Here is a 17,677-nt window from a genome sequence, read left to right on the forward strand (position 1 = left end):
GGCGGGCGAACCGTGCCGGACCGTCCCGCGGGGGGCCACACGATGATCACGGTGCGCGAGCTGCTCGGGATGCCGGAGCTGCGGTTGCGGTTGGTCGCCGGGGCCGCCGCGGTCGGGCGGGAGGTCACCTGGGCGCACGCGAGCGAGCTGGTGAACCCGACGGAGTTCCTGGAGGGCGGCGAGCTGCTCCTGCTGACCGGCGTCAACCTCCCGCAGGGGGAGACGGCGCTGGGCGAGTATGTCGCTCGCCTGGCGGCGGCCGAGGTCGCCGCGATCGGGTTCGGGACCGGCCTCGGCTGGGACACGGTGCCCCCGCCGCTGGTCGAGTCGGCCGAACGCCTGGGGCTGCCACTGCTGGAGGTGCCCAGGGCCACGCCGTTCCTGGCGATCACCCGAGCGGTGGCGCGGGCGATCACCCGCCGCGAGCTGGCGGCCAAGGAGTACGTCCTGCACGCCCAGCACACCCTCACCGCCGCGGCGGTGGGTCGGGGCGGGGTGGCGGCGGTGCTGGACGAGGTGGTGCGCCTGACCGACGGTTGGGGCCTGCTGCTCAACCGGGCGGGGACCGTGATCGCCTCGGCACCGGCCGTCGCGGCCGAGCGGACATCGGCGCTGCGGGCCGACCTGGTCCGGCTGCGGGACGCGCCCGGCGCGGCCAGCGTCGTCACCCGCGAAGGCCCGGCGGAGACCTGGGTGCAGTCGCTGACCGCGGGCACCGAGGTCCTCGGCTTCCTCGCCGTCGGCCGGGCCGGCGCGCTGACCTCGGCCGAGCGGCAGGTCGTCAACGCCGCGGTCCCGCTGCTGACGCTGTCGCTGAACCGCTCGCGGATGGTCAGCCAGGGCGGCCGCCGGCTTCAGGCCAGCGTCCTGCGGCTGCTGTTCGCCGGCCAGACCGAGCTGGTCGGATCGGTCGCCGCCGACCTGTGGAACGGGCTTCCGGCCGAGCCGGTGTCGGTTCTCGAATGCGCGGGGACACGGTACGCGCTGGCCGCGGCGCGGGACCGGCTCGCCCGGGACCGGCACGTCGCCGCGGCGCGGGCCCTGCACGGGCAGATCGACGAGGGTCTGGTCTGCGTGGTCGCGGCCGACGGGGATGACGAGCAGGTGCTGCTGCGCGCGCTCGGCGGGATCGAGGGGCTGCGGATCGGAGTGTCGGAGCCCGCCGGTTACGGCGACCTGGACCGGGCCCGGACCGAGGCTCGGCGCGCGGCCGCGCACGGGGCGGCGGAGGGCAGCCGGACCACCCGGTTCCGCGACGTGCCGCGCCCGGGTCTGCTCGAGCTGCTCCCGGCGACGGCCGCCGCGCAGTTCAGCGCGTCGCTGCTGCGGCCGCTGCGTGAGGACTCCGCGGCCGAGCGGGGGGATCTGCTGCGCTCGCTGCGGGCGTGGCTGTCCCACCACGGACAGTGGGACCCCGCCGCAGCGGAGCTCGGCGTGCACCGCCACACCCTGCGCAACCGGGTGCGCAAGGCCGAGAAGCTGCTCGGTCGCCGGCTGGACTCACCGGATCTGCGGGCGGAGATCTGGCTGGCCATGCAGCTGTCGGAGCAGTCGGGGTAGCACCGTGCAACTGGACGATCCGGCACGGTCGATCCTGGACCTGTACGAAGTGGCCAATTCCGCCAGGCCTGGATCCGCCTAGCCTCGAATCGCTGACCGACCGCGTCGACACCGAGGAGCTGCGATGGTCGCCCGGTACCCCCTGCTCGCGACCGACGTTCCCGGCCCGGCGTCGGCCGCCCTGCACGCGCGACGGACCAAGGCGGTGAGCGCGGCCGTCGGCACCGGGCTTCCGGTCTACATCGAGGAGGCGTCCGGAGCGCTCCTGCGCGACGTCGACGGCAACGAGCTGATCGACTTCGCCAGCGGGATCGCGGTGACGAGCGTCGGCAACGGCGCTCCGCGCGTCGTCTCCGGGGTCCGCGAGCAGGTGGAACGGTTCACCCACACCTGCTTCATGGTCACCGCGTACGAGCCGTACGTGGAGGTCTGCGAACGGCTCAACGAGCTGACCCCGGGCCGGCACGACAAGCGCTCCGCGCTGTTCAACTCCGGTGCGGAGGCCGTGGAGAACGCGGTGAAGATCGCCCGGTACGCGACCGGCCGCGACACCGTCGTCGCCTTCGACCACGCCTACCACGGCCGCACCAACCTGACGATGGCGCTGACCGCGAAGTCGATGCCGTACAAGTCCGGATTCGGCCCCTTCGCGGGGGAGATCCATCGGGTCCCGATGGCGTATCCCTACCGATGGCCCACCGGCCCGCAGGGATGTGCCGAGGAGGCGTTCGAGGGGTTCGTCGCCCAGGTGCGTGCCCAGGTCGGCGAGCAGAACACCGCCGCGGTGATCCTGGAGCCGATCCAGGGAGAGGGCGGGTTCATCGTGCCGGCGGCCGGCTTCGTCGCCCGGGTCGCGCGATGGTGCCGGGAGAACGGGATCGTGTTCATCGCCGACGAGATCCAGACCGGGTTCTGCCGCACCGGAGACTGGTTCGCCTGCGAGCACGAGGGCGTCGTACCCGACCTGATCACCACCGGTAAGGCGATCGCCGGTGGCCTGCCGCTCGCCGCGGTCACCGGCCGCGCGGAGCTGATGGACGCCGTGCACACCGGCGGGCTGGGCGGCACCTACGGCGGCAACCCCGTCGCCTGTGCCGCCGCGCTCGGCGCGATCGAGACGATGCGCGTGGAACACCTCGCGACCCGGGCGGCCGAGCTCGGGGAGATCCTCCGTTCGCGGCTCGTCGCGCTCGCCGAGAAGTACGACGCCATCGGCGACGTGCGGGGACGCGGGTTGATGCAGGCCGTCGAGCTGGTGAGCGACCGGGACGCGAAGACTCCCGACGCGGCCACCACCGCCGCCGTGAACCAGGCCTGCCACCGGGCCGGTCTGCTCACCCTGACCTGCGGCACGTACGGGAACGTCGTGCGCTTCCTGCCACCGCTGGTGATCACCGAGGAGCTGCTCGACCGCGGAATATCGATCTTCGAATCGGCCCTGGGAGAGGTGGCCGGGACCTGAACCGCGCCCGCACCGGCCGGCTAACGCACCAGGAGCGGGTCCGGCTCGCGCAGCGTGACCGTCCTCGTCGCGTCGGGGTCGTCGAACCCGCGCCGCCACCGCCGGCCCGGCCAGTGGAGGTCGACGAACCCTGCGGTCGGCCGGTACAACGCCGTGTACAGCGTCCCGAACGCGCGGGAGAAGCCCGTGTTGTAGAGGGGGTCGGCCAGGAACGCGGTCACCAGCTCGGTCGTCCCGGGCTGGTGCGCCGCCAGCCCCAGCAGTGCCGAGCGCCGCTGCACGCTGCGCAGCCCCTGGGCACGTTCGGGGTCATCGGGTGGCTCGCCCCGGTGGTTGGTCGCGGCGCCCGACGCGGAGAACTCGGGTGGGCCCCCGGGGTCGAGATATGCGGTGACCACGGTGCCGGTGGCGTCGATGATCGTGAGGTTGTAGCTCATCGACACGGGCAGCCGGACGAGCACCTCGCGGGCCTGCGCCGTCGTCTCGGCGACCTCGAGCAGGTAGCGCACCACCAGTGGGATCCCGAAGCCCTCGCCGCAACCCGCCCGGCCGCCGAAGGCCAGTGAGACGGCAAGGCCCGCATCGTTCATCCCGTCCAGCAGCCCCCACAGGCAGTCGGCCATGCCGAGCACCCGCCGCCCGGTGAACCGGGTGGAGTACACCACCGCCTCGAACAGGTCGGGTGCGTAGTCGTAGTTGCGGCACAACACCGGCCACGGCCTCGCGAGCGCCAGCTGCGAACAGCCGGGCAGGAACCGCGGTGGGTTCCACAGGCTCAGGAACCGCGCCGCGGTCTCGTCCTGGCCGGTCAGGTCGACGAGCCGGTGATAGGTCGCGGCCAACTCCGGCATGTGCCGCAGCACCATGCGCTCGGCGGTGGCCCGGTCCGGTCGGGGGGTCCGATCCGGTCGCAGGTACCACCGGCGGTAGCCGGGCCAGGTTGCCGCGAAGCGGCGCTGCCAGCGGGTGGCGGGCTCGGCCTCGGTGACCGCACGAAGAACCTGGCGGTACTCTAGGGCGCCGCCCTGCATCGCCACGTCCGGTCACTCCTTCCGCTGCGCGCCGCGACCCCGTCGCGTCCCGTCCCGCGGCGTGGGCGATCAGGGACAGGGTAGTGCGAGCGGGCGGGAATGGGCGGCGGCCCGGCCGTGGGGGCATCCTGACGGGGTGAACGACGGGCCAGCCGCGACGTCGGGCGCCGCGGACCGGGACGGCTCGGCGACGACGGCGCCCCGGACCGGCGTTCGCGCCCTGGCCGCGCGCACCCTCACCCGGGCGTGGGACGACAACATCTTCTCCGAGGCGGCGGCCGCCGCGTTCTGGCAGACGCTGTCGCTGCCGCCGTTGCTGCTCGGACTGCTGGGTGCACTCGGGTACATCGGAGGCTGGTTCGGGCCGGACACCGTGGAGGTCGTCCAGGACCGGATCATCACCTGGACCAGCGGGGTGTTCAGCCGCAACGCCGTCGACCAGATCATCGCCCCGACCGTGGAGCAGATGCTGTCGACGGGGCGCAGCGAGCTCGTCTCGCTCGGCTTCCTGATCTCGTGGTGGTCGGGATCCTCGGCGATGTCGGCGTTCGTCGACGCGATCACCCGCGCCCATGACCAGTATGGCCACCGCAACCCGGTCTGGCAGCGGATCCTGGCCCTGCTGCTGTACCTGGTCGGCCTGGTCGCCGGCATCATCGCCCTGCCGGTGCTCGCGCTGGGCCCGGACCTGCTGCCGCAGCTGCTGCCCGGACCCTGGCGGCCGACCGCGGTGACGCTCATCGGCCTGCTCTACTACCCGGTGCTGGGCAGTTTGCTCGTGCTGGCGCTGACCACCCTGTACAAGGTGGCGCTGCCGGCGAAACCGCCGTGGTGGCGCGGGCTTCCCGGCGCGCTGCTGGCCGCGATCGTGTTCCTGCTCGGGGCCACCGGGCTGCGGATCTACATCAACTGGCTGACCACGACGGGCTTCACCTACGGCGCGCTGGCCGCCCCGATCGCGTTCCTGCTCGCCGCGTTCTTCATCGGGCTGGCCATCGTGCTGGGCGCGCATTTCAACGCCTCGATCCAGGCGGTGTGGCCGGCCCGACTGCGCACCCGGCGCAGGGCGCGGCCTCGCGGCTGAGCGACCAGTCCGACTGTCAGCTCGCCCGGTGGAACACCGCTCGTTCGAGCCGTTCGAGTCGGGCGACCACGTCGTCCCCGCCGGATCGCCGGTCCTCGATCCATCGGCGGATGAGCGCGGTCGGCTTCACGCGTTCCCGGTCGGCCTGCTCGCGGACCCAGTCGAGCAAGGACCTGGGCAGCCGCAGGGACGTGGTGACCATCGGATCCGGGTCGACGTCGCGTTCCCAGCGGGCCTGCTCGATCTCGCCGCTGAGGTCGGTGCTGTCGAAGTGGTCGCGAAGTTCAGCCAGCTCCATCTGGTTCATGGGATATCCGTCCTCCTGTGGGCGGGGTCGGTCACTGTGCTCGGCGCTGAAAGGCGCGGCGTTCGCCGTCGGTCATGTCGCGGGCCGTCACGACGAAGCTCCGGCCGTCCTCGGCCTCGGCGAGGACCACCCAGCACAAAGCAATGGTATGCATTGCGTCGAATTGCGGCGGGTCGTTGTTCGGCCGGTCGCGGCCTCGCGGCTGAGCACGTTACGGAGCCATGACGCGGTCCAGGGCCAGTGTGTGGCGACGTGATGGATCCATGACGCGGTCCCGGGGTCGGGTCAGCGGCGGGCCCGGCTGGCCGCCAGGTGCTCGGCCGCCGCGGCGACGAGCATCGAGGCCTCCGACATCAGCGCGAAGTAGGTGAATCCCAGGCCGCGGTAGTGGTGCACATGCCCGGCGGAGGCGCTGTAGATGCCGACGGGCAGGCCACGGTCCCGGCATGGCCGCACGATCCGGCGCAGGAGGGCGTCGAACCGCGGGTCCCCGACGGGCGCACCGAGCGGGAGCCCGGCGCTCAGCGCGAGGTCCGAGGGTCCGACGAACACCGCGTCGATCCCGCCGACGGCGAGGATCGCATCCAGTGCCTCCACCGCCGCCACCGTCTCGATCATGACGATGCACAGCGGTTCCCGGGACTGCGGCGCCAGGCGTGAGCGCCACCCGGCCCGCACCGGACCGAAGCTGCGCGAGCCCGCGGGCGGATAGCGACAGGCCGCGACCGCGGCCGCGGCCTCGGCGGCGGAGCTGACCAGCGGGACGACCACGCCGTCCGCGCCCCGGTCGAGCGCCTTGCCGATCAGGGCGGGGGAGTTGCCCGCCACCCGCACCAGCGCCGGTGTGCCGGTCGCGGTGAGCGCCTGCAGCATCGGCAGCAGCGCCTCCTCACCGATCAGGCCATGCTGGGTGTCGAGGCAGACGAACCCGAAACCGATCGACCCCATGAGCTCGGCGGTCGCCGAGCCGGGCAGCTGCATCCAGCCGCCCACGAGGTCGTCGCCGAGCCGCGCCACGAGGTCCTCGGTCACACAGGTACCCTGCCCGATCGGCTGCCCCCGCCGCGTGCCGGGTCGGGTCCGGACGGCTCGGGCCGACCGCCGCCCCGGCACGGTGTGATCATGCCCGCCGGCCGGCCGGATAGGCTCGTCCGCCGGTCACAACGGGAGTAGGTGGGCGGGTGCTCGGGGTCAGTCACGCCCTGTCGGGTGCGGCGTTGGGTCTGGCGGTGGCGGGTTTCGGGTCCTGGCTGGTCGAGGTGCCGCCCACCGCGGGCAGCGTGCTCACCTTCGCCGCGGTCTGCGCGGGCGCGGCGCTGCTGCCCGATCTCGACCACCCGAGCTCGACGGCGACCCGCCGGTTCTCCTGGGCATCGATGATGGCCAGCCGGGTGGTGCGCCCCCTCTCGGCGTTGCTCTATCGGCTCACTCGGGCGCCCCGCGACACCGGTCGCGGCACCCACCGCGGCCTCACCCACACCGTCGTCTGCGCGGTGCTGATCGGGATGGCGGTGAACCTCGCCTCGGCGCGCTGGGGCACCCCGGTGCTGGTCGGCACGCTGTTCGTGTGCCTGGCGCTGGCGATCAAGGGCCTCGACGCGCTCGTCCCCGGACCGCCGTCGCTGGTGATCGCGGCGGGGCTCACCTACGCCATCGAGGCCTGGGTGCCCGGCGGCACCGCCGGGACGGCGGGATGGCTCGGCGCGGCGGTGACCCTGGGCATGCTGGTGCACGCGGTCGGCGACGCGGTCACCGAGTCCGGCGCGCCGCTGCTGTGGCCGCTGACCATCCGGCGCCGCCGCTGGTACCCGGTCGGGACTCCGCGGCCGCTGCGGTTCCGCGCGGGCGGACGGGTGGAGACGATGCTCGTGGCGCCCGCGCTCACGGTCGGCGTGCTGGTGCTGGCGGTGCTGGTCGTACCCGGGGTGCTGCCGCTCGCGGTGGAGATCGGCGACCGGCTCGGGCAACTGGTGGCGCGCTGAGGGCCCCGATGGACGATGATGCGCCCATGGAGCACAGGCTCGGGCCCCGCCCGGTGATCGGCATCCTCCATCCCGGGGCGATGGGGGCGGCCCTCGGCTCGGCGCTCAAGCCGGTGGCGGGCGCGGTGGTCTGGGCCGCGGCGGGTCGCAGCCACCAGACGGCCAAGCGCGCGGAACTGGCCGATCTCGTCGGCGTCCCCGACGTCGCCGAGCTGGCCCGCCGCTGCGACGTGATCGTCTCGACCTGCCCGCCGCATGCCGCGCGCGAGGTCGCCGAACAGGTCGCGGCGGCGATCGCCGGACGCCCGGATCCGCCGCTGTTCGTCGAGGCCAACGCGGTGTCCCCGGACACCGTGCGCGCGATCGGGACGCTGCTGGGCGCGGCGCGGGTCGTCGACGGTGTGGTGATCGGCCCGCCGGCCTGGGAACCGGGACGTTCGGTGCTGTGGTTGTCGGGGGAGGCGGCGGGCGCGGTCGCCGACCTGTTCGCCGGCTCGCCGTTCGCCGCGCAGGTGCTCGGTACCGAGCTCGGTGCCGCGAGCGCGCTCAAGGCCTGTTTCACGTTGCACAGCGAGGTGCGTGCGGCGATCTGGCTGCAGGTCGCGGCCGCCGCGAACCGGTTCGGGGTGGACGAGGCGTTGCGCGGCGAGCTGGCCCGGACCGGCGTGGATCTGGCCGCCGAGCGGTCCGCGGTGGCTCAGCTCGTGGGGACCACGGCGAGGCGGTGGGCCGCCGAGCTGGACGAGGCCGCCGACGCGATCTCGGCGATCGGGCTGCCCGACGGCGTGGGCCGGGCCGCCGCGGAGATCTACCGGCGTGTGGCCGCCGGGTCGCTGCCGGGTTTCCCGGCTTGCGCTCAGCCGGCCGCGACGTAGCTGGGGCCGCTGTCCCAGCCGCGGTTGGCCGCGGGATCGGCCTTCGCGGCCGTCGCCCACCCGATCGTGAGCGCCGCGACGAGCGCGCTGAGCAAGGTCGCCGACACCAGGCGGGTGCGCTTCATGAGGAGCTCCTTACGTGGGGGTATCGCCCAGCGTGGCTTCATCGCCCGTCAGCGTCGTGGTCGTTGACCGAATGTCACTCGAAGGTGTGGCTCGGTCTGTCACGGTGCGCTGCGTCTCGGGGTCCTCGCGGATCCGGCGCCCGTGCCGCAGCCGGTCGAGGTCGTCGTCGGCGAGCGCGGTCCAGAACCGCAGCGCCGCATACTCGATCTCCAGCCCCAGCTCGACGGTCGGCCTGCGCGAGCGGGCCATCCGATCGTCGCCGAGTCGGTCCTGCATTCGCTCGTAGGCCGCGATCCGGTTCTCGTGCCGCTTGATCTGCTCCTGGGCGAGCGCGGCGACGTCGAGGGCGTCGCCGATGCAGCCGAAGAACAGCTTCAGCTCCGCGACGTCGCGGAGCTGAAAAAGGTCGTCGGTCGGGGCGGTGAGCCAGGCCTCGAGCGCCGCGCGCCCGGCCGCGGTCAGCGAGTACGTCCTGCGCCGCCGCCCGGTGTCCTCGATCGCCACGTCCAGCAGCCCGAGCGTGGCCAACCGGGCGGGCTCGGAGTACAGCTGCGCGTGCGGGAAGTGCCAGAACAACCCGACCGAGGCGCCGACCACCCGTTTGAGGGAATACGGCGTCGAGGGCCCACGAACCGCGATCATGCCCAGTACGACATAGGACGTCGTCGACAATCGGAGGGCGTTCACGGAGGCGATCGTAACGGTCGCCGTACGTGACGGAAGGTTTTCCATAATCACCCTTGAAGGGGGCTGCGGCGCGGTTCATCGTCACGGACAGCCGAAGGGTCGACCCCCGCCATCTGTCATCCAATCAATGACGCACCGCCGGTGTGGGCCTCGGCGCCGCCTCCATGGCCGGTCGGCTCTCGACGGACGCACCGCCGCGTCAGAAACCCCCCAATGGCTCTACCGAGGTCACCCAAACCACCGGGGCGCCCTCCTCATCGGACGCGATGAGGTCGACCTCCGCGCTGATCGCCCAGTCGTGATCGCCGGCGGGATCGTCGAGCACCTGTCGGACCAGCCAGCGCTCCGGTTCCTCGGTGATCGTGATCAGGTGTGGGCCGCGCGCGTTCGGACCGGTGCCGATGGCCCCGTCGTGGCCGTGCTCGGCGAAGTACGGCTCGAGCGCCGTGTGCCAGGCCGTCGCGTCCCAGCCGGCCGGTCCATCCAACTCCCCGAGGGCGTCCCACCGGCCCAGCGCCGCGAGCTCGACGCGCCGGAACATCGCGTTGCGGACCAGCACGCGGAACGCCCGGGCGTTGCGGGTGACACCCGCGGGTCCCTGGGCCAGGGCGGGCGGGTGCGCCTGTTCGCCGGTGCCCGCGCCGGCGGCGAGCGCCTCCCATTCGTCGAGCAAACTGGAGTCGACCTGGCGCACGAGCTCCCCGAGCCATTCGATGACGTCGGCGAGCTCCTCGGTCTTGGCGTCGTCGGGCACGGTCTGGCGCAGCGCACGGTAGGCGTCCGCGAGATAGCGCAGCACGAGACCCTCGGAGCGGGCGAGCTGGTAATACGAGATGTACTCGGCGAACGTCATGGACCGCTCGAACATGTCCCGCGCGACGGATTTGGGGGACAGGCGCGCGTCGGCCACCCACGGATGCCCGCCGCGGTAGGTCTCCAGGGCGGCGCCGAGCAGTTCCTCGAGAGGCCTCGGGTAGGTGACCTCCTCGAGCAGCACCATGCGCTCGGCGTACTCGATGCCCTCGGCCTTCATCGCCGCGACGGCCTCCCCGCGCGCCTTGTTCTCCTGCGCGTACAGCACCGCGCGGGGGTCGTCCAGGGTCGCCTCGATGATCGACAGGACGTCCATCGGGTAGTCCGGTGAGGATCGGTCGAGCAGGTCGACCGCGGCCAGCGCGAAGGGCGACAGCGGCTGGTTGAGCGCGAAGTCGAGCTGCAGGTCACCGACGATCCGTACCCGGCGGCCCTCGGCATCGGGCTCGGCGAGCTCCTCGACGACCCCGGCGGTGCGCAGCGCGCGGTAGATCGCGATCGCCCGGCGGATGTGGCGGCGCTGCCGCTCACGCGGCTCGTGGTTGTCCTCCAGCAGATGCCGCATCGCGTCGAACGCGTCGCCGGGGCGGGAGATGACGTTGAGCAGCATCGCGTGACTCACCACGAAATGGCTGGTCAGCGGCTCGGGCTGGGCGTTGCAGAGGCGCTCGTAGGACGTCTGCGACCAGCCGACGAACCCCTCCGGCGGCTGTTTGCGCACGACCCTGCGGCGTTTGCGGGGATCGTCGCCCGCCTTGGCCAGCGCCTTGGCGTTCTCGACCTCGTGCTCCGGGGCCTGGGCGACGACGGTGCCGACGGTGTCGTAGCCCGCGCGGCCCGCGCGCCCGGCGATCTGATGAAACTCCCGGGCCTTGAGGCCGCGCGTGCGCACCCCGTCGTACTTCGCGAGCGCGGTGAACAACACCGTGCGGATCGGCACGTTGATCCCGACGCCGAGCGTGTCGGTGCCGCAGATGACCTTGAGCAGCCCGGCCTGCGCGAGGGTTTCCACCAGCCGCCGGTAGCGGGGGAGCATGCCCGCGTGGTGCACCCCGATGCCATGCCGGACCAGCCGGGAGAGCGTCTTGCCGAACCCGGCGGTGAACCGGAAGTTCCCGATCAGGTCCGCGATCGCCTGCTTGTCCTGCTTGGTGGCGACGTTGACGCTCATCAGGGCCTGTGCCCGCTCGACCGCCGAGGCCTGAGTGAAGTGCACCACGTACACCGGCGCCTCGTGCGTCTCGAGCAGCTCGGTGATCGTCTCGTGCAGTGGCGTGAGCGCGTAGCGGTAGTGCAGCGGCACCGGCCGCTGCGCCGAGGTGATCACCGCGGTGGTCCTGCCGGTCCGCCGGGTCAGGTCGTCCCGGAGGGCGGAGACGTCGCCCAGGGTCGCGCTCATCAGCAGGAACTGCGCCTGTGGCAGCTCGATCAGCGGCACCTGCCAGGCCCAGCCGCGGTCCGGGTCGGCATAGAAGTGGAACTCGTCCATCACGACGCTGCCGACCTCGGTGCGCGAACCCCCGCGCAACGCGATGTTGGCCAGGATCTCCGCCGTGCAGCAGAGGATCGGTGCCGTCTCGTTCACGGCGGCGTCACCGGTGAGCATGCCGACGTTGTCCGCGCCGAACACATCGATGAGCGCGAAGAACTTCTCACTGACCAGCGCCTTGATCGGCGCCGTGTAGAAGGTTCGCTCGCCGCGGGCCAGCGAGGTCGCGTGCGCCGCGATCGCCACCAGCGACTTCCCCGAGCCCGTCGGGGTGGAAAGGATGACGTTGCAGCCCGTGACGAGCTCGAGCAGCGCCTCGTCCTGGGCCGGGTACAGCGACAGGCCCTGCTCGGTGAAGGCCCAGTCGGCGAAGGTCTCGACGAGCGCATCGGGGTCGAAGGGGGTGGGCAGCCGGTCGGTGAGCGTGCGCGTCATGGTCCGTCGATCGTCCCCTTCGCCCGTCCGCCGGGCGTGCGCGGGTCCCGGCCCGGAGCCGCTCGTCCCCTCCACGGGCGCCGCGCGGCTACCGAGCGCCGGGCGAGACGCGGCTGCTGACTACGCTGAGTGTGTGATCCGTCGGGCCCGATCGGGCGGTATGCCCGAGTTCGTGCCCGCGATGCACGCCGCGCTCGGTGCCTTCCCCACCGGCCAGGGCTGGGCCATCGAGCCCGGGTGGGAGGGTCTGCGGTGCATCGCCTACGTCCGTCCCGGCCATCTGCGGCTGCTCACGGTGCGCGACCAGCCCGTGGCGGGCATGTTCCCCGAGCTGCGGGCGCTCACCGCGGCCGCGCCGCGACGGGGAATGGTGCTCGACGGCACGATCGTCGCGCTCGACGACGCCGGCGTGCCGCGCGGGCGGCTGGTGCATCGGCGCATCGGCGTCAGCAGACCGGGCGCGACGCTGCTCGCCGAGGTACCGGCCGGTTTCGTCGTCGGCGACCTGTTGTGGCTCGACGGTGCGTCCACCATGGGTTTGCCCTACAGCCGCCGCCGGACCCTCATCGAGGAGCTCGGCCTGGCCCGGGAGCCGGTCGTGCCGCCGCCGTCGTGGCCGGCCGGTGACGCCGGGAACGTGCTGCACAGCGCCCGCCGCTCGGGCATGGACGGCGTCTACGCGAAGCGGCTCGACGCCCCCTACCGTCCGGGCCGGTGTACCCGGAGCTGGCTGCGGGTGCCGGTGCGCCGTGTCCAGCGAGTCGTCGTCGGCGGCTGGAACCCCGCCGACCCGCGTCGGCCGGCGTCGGTGGCGGCGCTGCTGCTCGGCCTGCCGGACCGCGACGGGCTGCACTACGTCGGGCGGGTGGGCCTCGGTTCGGGTCCCGACCACCGCGCGATCGCTGCGCTGCTGCCCGGGCTGCGGGCCGGGGCGTCGCCGTTCACCGAGCCGCTGCCGGACTCGGTCGCCCGTGACGCCGTCTGGGCGGTGCCGCGGCTGGTCGGCCGCGTCGAGTTCGGTGAGTGGACCGCGGACGGGCGGTTGCGGCTGCCGGTCTGGCTCGGTCTCGGCGACGACGCCGAGACCGACCCGGGACCGCCCGCGGCCCCCGAGAAACCGCCCGCGGCCCGCGGCGGCTCCGCCGCGGTGCCGCCGAGCGGCCCCGCCGCCGCGGCCGCGGCGACCCGGCCGCAGCCGCCGTCCGGTCCCCCGGTCGAGCAGACCCGGAGCCGCCGGCTGGAGCAGCACTTCGTCTACAACGCGCTCAGCACGATCGCGGCGCTCGTGCGCACCGATCCGGGCCGCGCCCGCGAGCTGCTGCTCGGCTTCGCGGACCTCACCCGGGCCGCCGACCAGCCCGCCGATGCGCCCATCCCGCTCGACACCGAGCTGTCGTCGGTGCAGGCCTATCTCGATCTCGAGCAGGCCCGCTTCGGACGGCGGCTGCGCGTGGCCGTCTCCGTCGCGCCGGCGCTGCTGCAGGTACCGGTCAGCCCGATGTCGGTGCTGACGGTGGTCCGTGACAGCGTCCAGCAGGGCATCGAGCCACGACCGGAGGGCGGCAGCCTGGTGGTCACGGTCGGCGCCGACGGCACCGACTGCGTCGTCACGGTGCTCGACGAGACGACCGGGCAGCGACAGGAGCAGCGGATCGGTGCGGTGCCGAGATGAGGCGCCGACGCGGCCGGACCCGGCCCCGAGCGAGAGCGGTGCGGACGGTGGCGTTCCCGGGTGCGCGGACCGGGCGACCCGGCCCGAGATCCCGGGCTACTCGCCGGACGAGAGCTGCGGGGGTTGTTTGCGCCGCCCGCCGCGCTGCATGTCGCCGGTCGTGATGCGCCTGCGCGGATCGATCAGCCTCTTCCACTTGGCGTGCGCGGCCTGCCGGCTCGACAGCTGCGCCTCGACGGCCTCGGCCACCTGCCGCCAGGTCATCCCATCGGCGCGCAGACCGCGGATGAGGTCGCGCTCGTAGTAGTCGGCGAGCCTGCGCATCTCGTGCACCAGCGCGTACCAGGCCGCCGGACCGCGCCGGGGCAGCTCGCCCGCCTTGGCCAATTCCTTGAGCCGGTCGAGTTGCTCGGCCAGCGAGGGCCCCGGATGTTCCGGGAACGGTCCGATCCGCTCCATCCAGCGTTGCGCCTCGTCATACTTCATGTGTCAATCATACATTGACGCAACCCGGGCGAGCAAGGGCCGTGCCGATGGCACCCACGGCGATACCCCGGGCCCGGGGGAGTCACCGTCGGCCGGCATCGGCTCCGACATCGCTGTGGGCCACAGTGGCCCGGGGGCACCGCCCGGGGAGTCGCGATGAGCCCGCGATGACGTCGCGTCCGATCGGGCGCCCGGGTCGGCCGATCGGCGGCGCGGAGGCGCCGCGTGCACCCCACCCCCCATTGTCATCCATTCATTGACGCACCGTCGTACTCACCGCTGGGCACGTCCACCCTCGACCGGACCTCCACACACACCAACCCCGAAGGGGACCGGCCGGGCGAGATCCCGTCGGTCCGGAGTTCTGTCCGGATCTGTGCCGAGCCCCCGACGACCGTCGTGGCGGATGGCCTTCGCCATCGGAGTCCTGCTCCGTGCTGGTGTCCGGCTACCCGCTACGGTGCGCATATGCTGGGCCTTCCCGATGGCACCCGGGCCTGCCTCTTCGACCTGGACGGAGTCCTGACCGACACCGCGAGCGTGCACGCCGCGGCCTGGAAACAGATGTTCGACGAGTTTCTGCGCGCCCGTGCCGACCGGTCCGGTGAGCGGTTCCGACCCTTCGACATCTCGGCCGACTACGGCCGCTACGTGGACGGTCGGCCCCGTCTGGAGGGCACCGCGACCTTCCTGCGGTCCCGCGGCGTCGAGCTGCCGATGGGGTGCCCGGACGACCCGCCGGCCGCCGACACCATCTACGGGCTGTCCACCCGCAAGAACGACCTGGTGCAGGAGAAGATCCAGACCGACGGGGTGGATGTCTACCCCGGTTCCGTCCGCTACCTGGACGCGGTCCGAGGTGCCGGACTGCACATCGCGGTCGTGTCGTCGTCGGCGAACGCAGGCCAGGTCCTCGACGCGGCCGGGCTCGCCACGTACATCGACCTTCGGGTGGACGGGCTCGTGGCCAAGGAACGGGGTCTGCAGGGCAAACCGGCTCCCGATACGTTCCTCGCAGCTGCTGCCGACCTCGGGGTGAAACCGGCCGAGGCCGTTGTCTTCGAGGACGCGCTGGCCGGGGTCGAGGCCGGCCGCGCGGGGCGTTTCGGGGCGGTGGTCGGGGTCAACCGGCTGGACCAGGCCGCCGCGCTGCACGCACACGGCGCCGACGTCGTCGTCGACGACCTGGCCGACCTGCTGGAGCGGACACCGTGACCGCGGCGGCGGATTCCGGGCGGCCCTTCACGGTCGAGCCGTGGGTCGTGCGCGAACCGGCCCTGCACCTGGATGCCATGGGGCAGACGGAGTCGGTGTTCGCCCTGTCCAACGGTCATATCGGGTTGCGCGGCAACCTCGACGAGGGGGAGCCGCACGCGATCCCCGGCACCTATCTCAACTCGCTCTACGAGCGCCGTCCGCTGCCCTACGCCGAGGGTGGTTACGGTTACCCGGAGTCCGGCCAGACGATCATCAACGTCACGAACGGCAAGCTCATCCGGTTGCTCGTCGACGACGAGCCGTTCGACCTGCGGTACGGCCAGCTCCGGCGCCATGAGCGGGCGCTGGACCTGCAGTCGGGCATTCTCTCCCGCGACGTCGAGTGGGTCTCGCCGGCCGGACGCGCGGTCCGGCTGCGGAGCGCGCGGCTGGTGTCGCTGACCCAGCGCGCGATCGCCGCGATCAGCTACGAGGTCGAGGTGCTCGACGCGCCGGCGTTGCTGGTCGTTCAGTCGGAGCTCGTCGCGAACGAGCAGCTACCCGCGGTCGACGATGGTGACCCGCGGGTCGAGGCCGCGCTGGCCGAGCCCCTGGTGGCCGAGCAGCACCGCAGTGACGAGGCCGGGGCGACCCTCGTGCACCAGACCCGGGTGTCGGGGTTGCGGCTGGCGGCCGCGATGGACCACGAGGTGCACGGCCCGGAGCGGGTCAAGGTCACCTCGGAGGCAACCGAGGACATCGGCCGGACCACGGTGATCACCCGGTTGAAACCGGGGGAGAAGCTTCGGGTGGTCAAGTACCTGGCCTACGGCTGGTCCTCGCGCCGCTCCCTACCCGCCGTGCACGACCAGGTGCGCGCGGCGCTGGCCGCTGCCCGGTTCACCGGATGGGACGGGCTCGTGGCCGAGCAGCGCGCCTATCTCGACGACTTCTGGGCGACCGCCGACGTGGAGATCGACGGTGACGCCGAGCTGCAGCAGGCGATCCGGCTCGCCACGTTCCACGTGCTGCAGGCCGGGGCGCGCGCCGAGCGCAGGGCGATCGGGGCCAAGGGCCTCACCGGTAACGGCTACGACGGGCACACCTTCTGGGACACCGAGACGTTCTGTCTGCCGATGCTCAGTCATCTCGCCCCGGACGCCGCCGCCGACGCGCTGCGGTGGCGGCAGTCGATCCTGCCGCTGGCCATCGAGCGGGCCCAGCAGCTCGGGCTCTCCGGCGCCGCGTTCCCGTGGCGCACGATCCGTGGGCAGGAGTGCTCCGGGTACTGGCCGGCGGGCACCGCGGCGTTCCACATCAACGCCGACATCGCCGACGCGGTACGCCGGCACGTCGCGGCCACGGGTGACACCGACTTCGAGCGGGAGGTCGGTTTGGAGTTGTTGGTGCACACCGCGCGGCTGTGGCGCTCGCTGGGCCACCACGACTCGGCGGGGGAGTTCCGCATCGACGGGGTCACCGGCCCCGACGAGTACACCGCGATCGTCGACAACAACGCCTACACCAACCTGATGGCACAGCTGAACCTGCAGTACGCCGCCGAGGTCGCCGCGCGCTACCCGCGGGCGGCGGCGCGGCTGGGCGTCAACGCCGAGGAGATGGCCAGCTGGCGGGATGCGGCCAGGGCGATGCGGATCCCCTACGACGAGAACCTGGGGGTGCATCCGCAGGCGGAAGGATTCACCGACCATCAGCGGTGGGACTTCGAGAACACCCCGCCGGAGAAGTACCCCCTGCTGCTCAACGTCCCCTACTTCGACCTGTACCGCAAGCAGGTGATCAAGCAGGCCGACCTCGTCCTGGCCATGCAGCTGCGGCCCGAGGTGTTCAGCCCGGAGCAGATGGCGCGCAACTTCGCCTACTACGAAGCGATCACGGTGCGGGACTCGTCGCTGTCCGCGGCGACGCAGGCGATCGTCGCGGCGTGGACCGGGCATCTCGACCTCGCCTACGACTATCTGGCCGAGGCCGCGTTGATCGATCTCAATGATCTGGCCGGTAATACCGACAACGGTATCCACATTGCGTCGATGGCCGGAACGTGGAGCGCGGTCGTCGCCGGATTCGGCGGAATGCGTTCGGATCGGGACGGGATCACCTTCGCCCCGCAGCTGCCGTCGGCCCTGTCGCGGGTCTCGTTCGGGCTGAACTGGCAGGGCCGACAGCTGCGGGTCACGATCACCAAGGATGAGGCGGAGTATCGGCTGGTCAGCGGGCCGCCGATGCGCCTGTGTCACCACGACGAGCCGCTCGCGCTCGCCGATGAACCGGTGATCCGGACGATGCCACCGCCACCGGTGGTCGATCCGGTGGAACAGCCGTACGGCCGCGCGCCGCGCCAGCGTCATCCCGGTTGAGCACCGCGTCGGCCCTGCGGCCGGGTGGTGGCCGGCGTCCGACCGACCTCGATCCGGGCCGCGGCCGTTTGGCGCCCCGACGGGCGGGTAGCC

At 72.6% G+C, this 17,677-nt stretch carries 15 protein-coding genes; 8 read left to right on the forward strand and 7 right to left on the reverse strand.

The genetic code is table 11. The annotated features are described in order from the left end of the window. The first annotated feature begins 51 nt into the window (after nucleotides 1-51). Complete coding sequence (locus tag ACFQE5_RS16825; RefSeq protein ID WP_379586226.1) at nucleotides 52-1,560, forward strand: PucR family transcriptional regulator; 1,509 nt, start codon at nucleotides 52-54, stop codon at nucleotides 1,558-1,560. A gap of 124 nt (nucleotides 1,561-1,684) precedes the next feature. After that, entirely contained in the window at nucleotides 1,685-3,022 is a 1,338-nt protein-coding gene (gene gabT / locus ACFQE5_RS16830) for a 4-aminobutyrate--2-oxoglutarate transaminase (protein WP_379586228.1), read from the forward strand. 20 nt (nucleotides 3,023-3,042) lie between these two features. Here the strand turns inward: gabT and ACFQE5_RS16835 are convergent, their stop codons facing one another. After that, nucleotides 3,043-4,053 (reverse strand): C45 family autoproteolytic acyltransferase/hydolase, encoded by a 1,011-nt coding sequence (locus ACFQE5_RS16835; protein ID WP_379586292.1) that lies wholly within the window; start codon nucleotides 4,051-4,053, stop codon nucleotides 3,043-3,045. Nucleotides 4,054-4,189: 136 nt separating this feature from the next. Between ACFQE5_RS16835 and ACFQE5_RS16840 the strand changes: the two genes are divergently transcribed. Next, nucleotides 4,190-5,137, forward strand: coding sequence for a YihY/virulence factor BrkB family protein (locus ACFQE5_RS16840; protein ID WP_379586231.1), 948 nt, complete (start codon nucleotides 4,190-4,192; stop codon nucleotides 5,135-5,137). Between the two features lie 16 nt (nucleotides 5,138-5,153). Here ACFQE5_RS16840 and ACFQE5_RS16845 read toward each other — a convergent pair whose 3' ends face one another. Continuing rightward, complete coding sequence (locus ACFQE5_RS16845; protein ID WP_379586232.1) at nucleotides 5,154-5,444, reverse strand: hypothetical protein; 291 nt, start codon at nucleotides 5,442-5,444, stop codon at nucleotides 5,154-5,156. A gap of 285 nt (nucleotides 5,445-5,729) precedes the next feature. Continuing rightward, nucleotides 5,730-6,476, reverse strand: a complete 747-nt coding sequence (locus ACFQE5_RS16850) for an HpcH/HpaI aldolase family protein (protein ID WP_379586234.1) — start codon at nucleotides 6,474-6,476, stop codon at nucleotides 5,730-5,732. 149 nt (nucleotides 6,477-6,625) lie between these two features. Here ACFQE5_RS16850 and ACFQE5_RS16855 point away from each other — a divergent pair, with 149 nt between their 5' ends. Together ACFQE5_RS16855 and ACFQE5_RS16860 are read left to right on the forward strand one after the other, a co-directional pair. Further along, a complete protein-coding gene (locus ACFQE5_RS16855; RefSeq protein WP_379586236.1) occupies nucleotides 6,626-7,426 on the forward strand; it encodes a metal-dependent hydrolase in 801 nt (266 codons plus the stop codon). A gap of 26 nt (nucleotides 7,427-7,452) precedes the next feature. Continuing rightward, complete coding sequence (locus ACFQE5_RS16860) at nucleotides 7,453-8,301, forward strand: NAD(P)-dependent oxidoreductase (RefSeq protein WP_379586238.1); 849 nt, start codon at nucleotides 7,453-7,455, stop codon at nucleotides 8,299-8,301. Here the strand turns inward: ACFQE5_RS16860 and ACFQE5_RS16865 are convergent. The 3 genes from ACFQE5_RS16865 to ACFQE5_RS16875 all read right to left on the reverse strand — a co-directional run bounded on the left by ACFQE5_RS16865 (nucleotide 8,283) and on the right by ACFQE5_RS16875 (nucleotide 11,851). After that, nucleotides 8,283-8,426 carry a hypothetical protein gene (locus ACFQE5_RS16865; RefSeq protein ID WP_379586239.1) on the reverse strand — a complete coding sequence of 48 codons (144 nt, stop codon included), beginning with the start codon at nucleotides 8,424-8,426 and terminating at the stop codon, nucleotides 8,283-8,285. The two genes, ACFQE5_RS16860 and ACFQE5_RS16865, sit on opposite strands and share 19 nt — an antisense overlap. Before the next feature lie 10 nt (nucleotides 8,427-8,436). Next, the gene (locus ACFQE5_RS16870; protein WP_379586241.1) at nucleotides 8,437-9,114 is read right to left on the reverse strand and encodes a PadR family transcriptional regulator; all 678 of its coding nucleotides are present in this window, start codon (nucleotides 9,112-9,114) and stop codon (nucleotides 8,437-8,439) included. 199 nt (nucleotides 9,115-9,313) lie between these two features. Further along, nucleotides 9,314-11,851, reverse strand: a complete 2,538-nt coding sequence (locus tag ACFQE5_RS16875; protein ID WP_379586243.1) for a DEAD/DEAH box helicase — start codon at nucleotides 11,849-11,851, stop codon at nucleotides 9,314-9,316. 133 nt (nucleotides 11,852-11,984) lie between these two features. On the opposite strand from ACFQE5_RS16875, the gene ACFQE5_RS16880 reads away from it, so the two are divergent. Then, nucleotides 11,985-13,523 carry an ATP dependent DNA ligase gene (locus tag ACFQE5_RS16880; RefSeq protein ID WP_379586244.1) on the forward strand — a complete coding sequence of 513 codons (1,539 nt, stop codon included), beginning with the start codon at nucleotides 11,985-11,987 and terminating at the stop codon, nucleotides 13,521-13,523. 96 nt (nucleotides 13,524-13,619) lie between these two features. Here the strand turns inward: ACFQE5_RS16880 and ACFQE5_RS16885 are convergent, their stop codons facing one another. Continuing rightward, entirely contained in the window at nucleotides 13,620-14,009 is a 390-nt protein-coding gene (locus ACFQE5_RS16885; protein WP_379586246.1) for a hypothetical protein, read from the reverse strand. A gap of 468 nt (nucleotides 14,010-14,477) precedes the next feature. On the opposite strand from ACFQE5_RS16885, the gene ACFQE5_RS16890 reads away from it, so the two are divergent. Both ACFQE5_RS16890 and ACFQE5_RS16895 read left to right on the forward strand, forming a co-directional pair. Then, entirely contained in the window at nucleotides 14,478-15,224 is a 747-nt protein-coding gene (locus tag ACFQE5_RS16890) for a beta-phosphoglucomutase family hydrolase (RefSeq protein WP_379586248.1), read from the forward strand. After that, entirely contained in the window at nucleotides 15,221-17,584 is a 2,364-nt protein-coding gene (locus tag ACFQE5_RS16895) for a glycoside hydrolase family 65 protein (RefSeq protein WP_379586250.1), read from the forward strand. The genes ACFQE5_RS16890 and ACFQE5_RS16895 overlap by 4 nt, the downstream gene beginning before the upstream one ends. The last annotated feature ends 93 nt before the right edge of the window (nucleotides 17,585-17,677 follow it).

It is taken from the genome of Pseudonocardia hispaniensis (assembly GCF_042658695.1).
Taxonomy (GTDB): Bacteria; Actinomycetota; Actinomycetes; order Mycobacteriales; family Pseudonocardiaceae; genus Pseudonocardia; species Pseudonocardia hispaniensis.

Bases quoted from the DNA above. Each gene is read 5' to 3' on its own strand.
- ACFQE5_RS16885 (WP_379586246.1), bottom strand. From the start codon at position 14,009: ATGAAGTATGACGAGGCGCAACGCTGGATGGAGCGGATCGGACCGTTC.
- ACFQE5_RS16860 (WP_379586238.1), top strand. From the start codon at position 7,453: ATGGAGCACAGGCTCGGGCCCCGCCCGGTGATCGGCATCCTCCATCCC.
- ACFQE5_RS16890 (WP_379586248.1), top strand. From the start codon at position 14,478: ATGCTGGGCCTTCCCGATGGCACCCGGGCCTGCCTCTTCGACCTGGAC.
- ACFQE5_RS16875 (WP_379586243.1), bottom strand. From the start codon at position 11,851: ATGACGCGCACGCTCACCGACCGGCTGCCCACCCCCTTCGACCCCGAT.
- ACFQE5_RS16865 (WP_379586239.1), bottom strand. From the start codon at position 8,426: ATGAAGCGCACCCGCCTGGTGTCGGCGACCTTGCTCAGCGCGCTCGTC.
- gabT (WP_379586228.1), top strand. From the start codon at position 1,685: ATGGTCGCCCGGTACCCCCTGCTCGCGACCGACGTTCCCGGCCCGGCG.
- ACFQE5_RS16845 (WP_379586232.1), bottom strand. From the start codon at position 5,444: ATGAACCAGATGGAGCTGGCTGAACTTCGCGACCACTTCGACAGCACC.
- ACFQE5_RS16835 (WP_379586292.1), bottom strand. From the start codon at position 4,053: ATGCAGGGCGGCGCCCTAGAGTACCGCCAGGTTCTTCGTGCGGTCACC.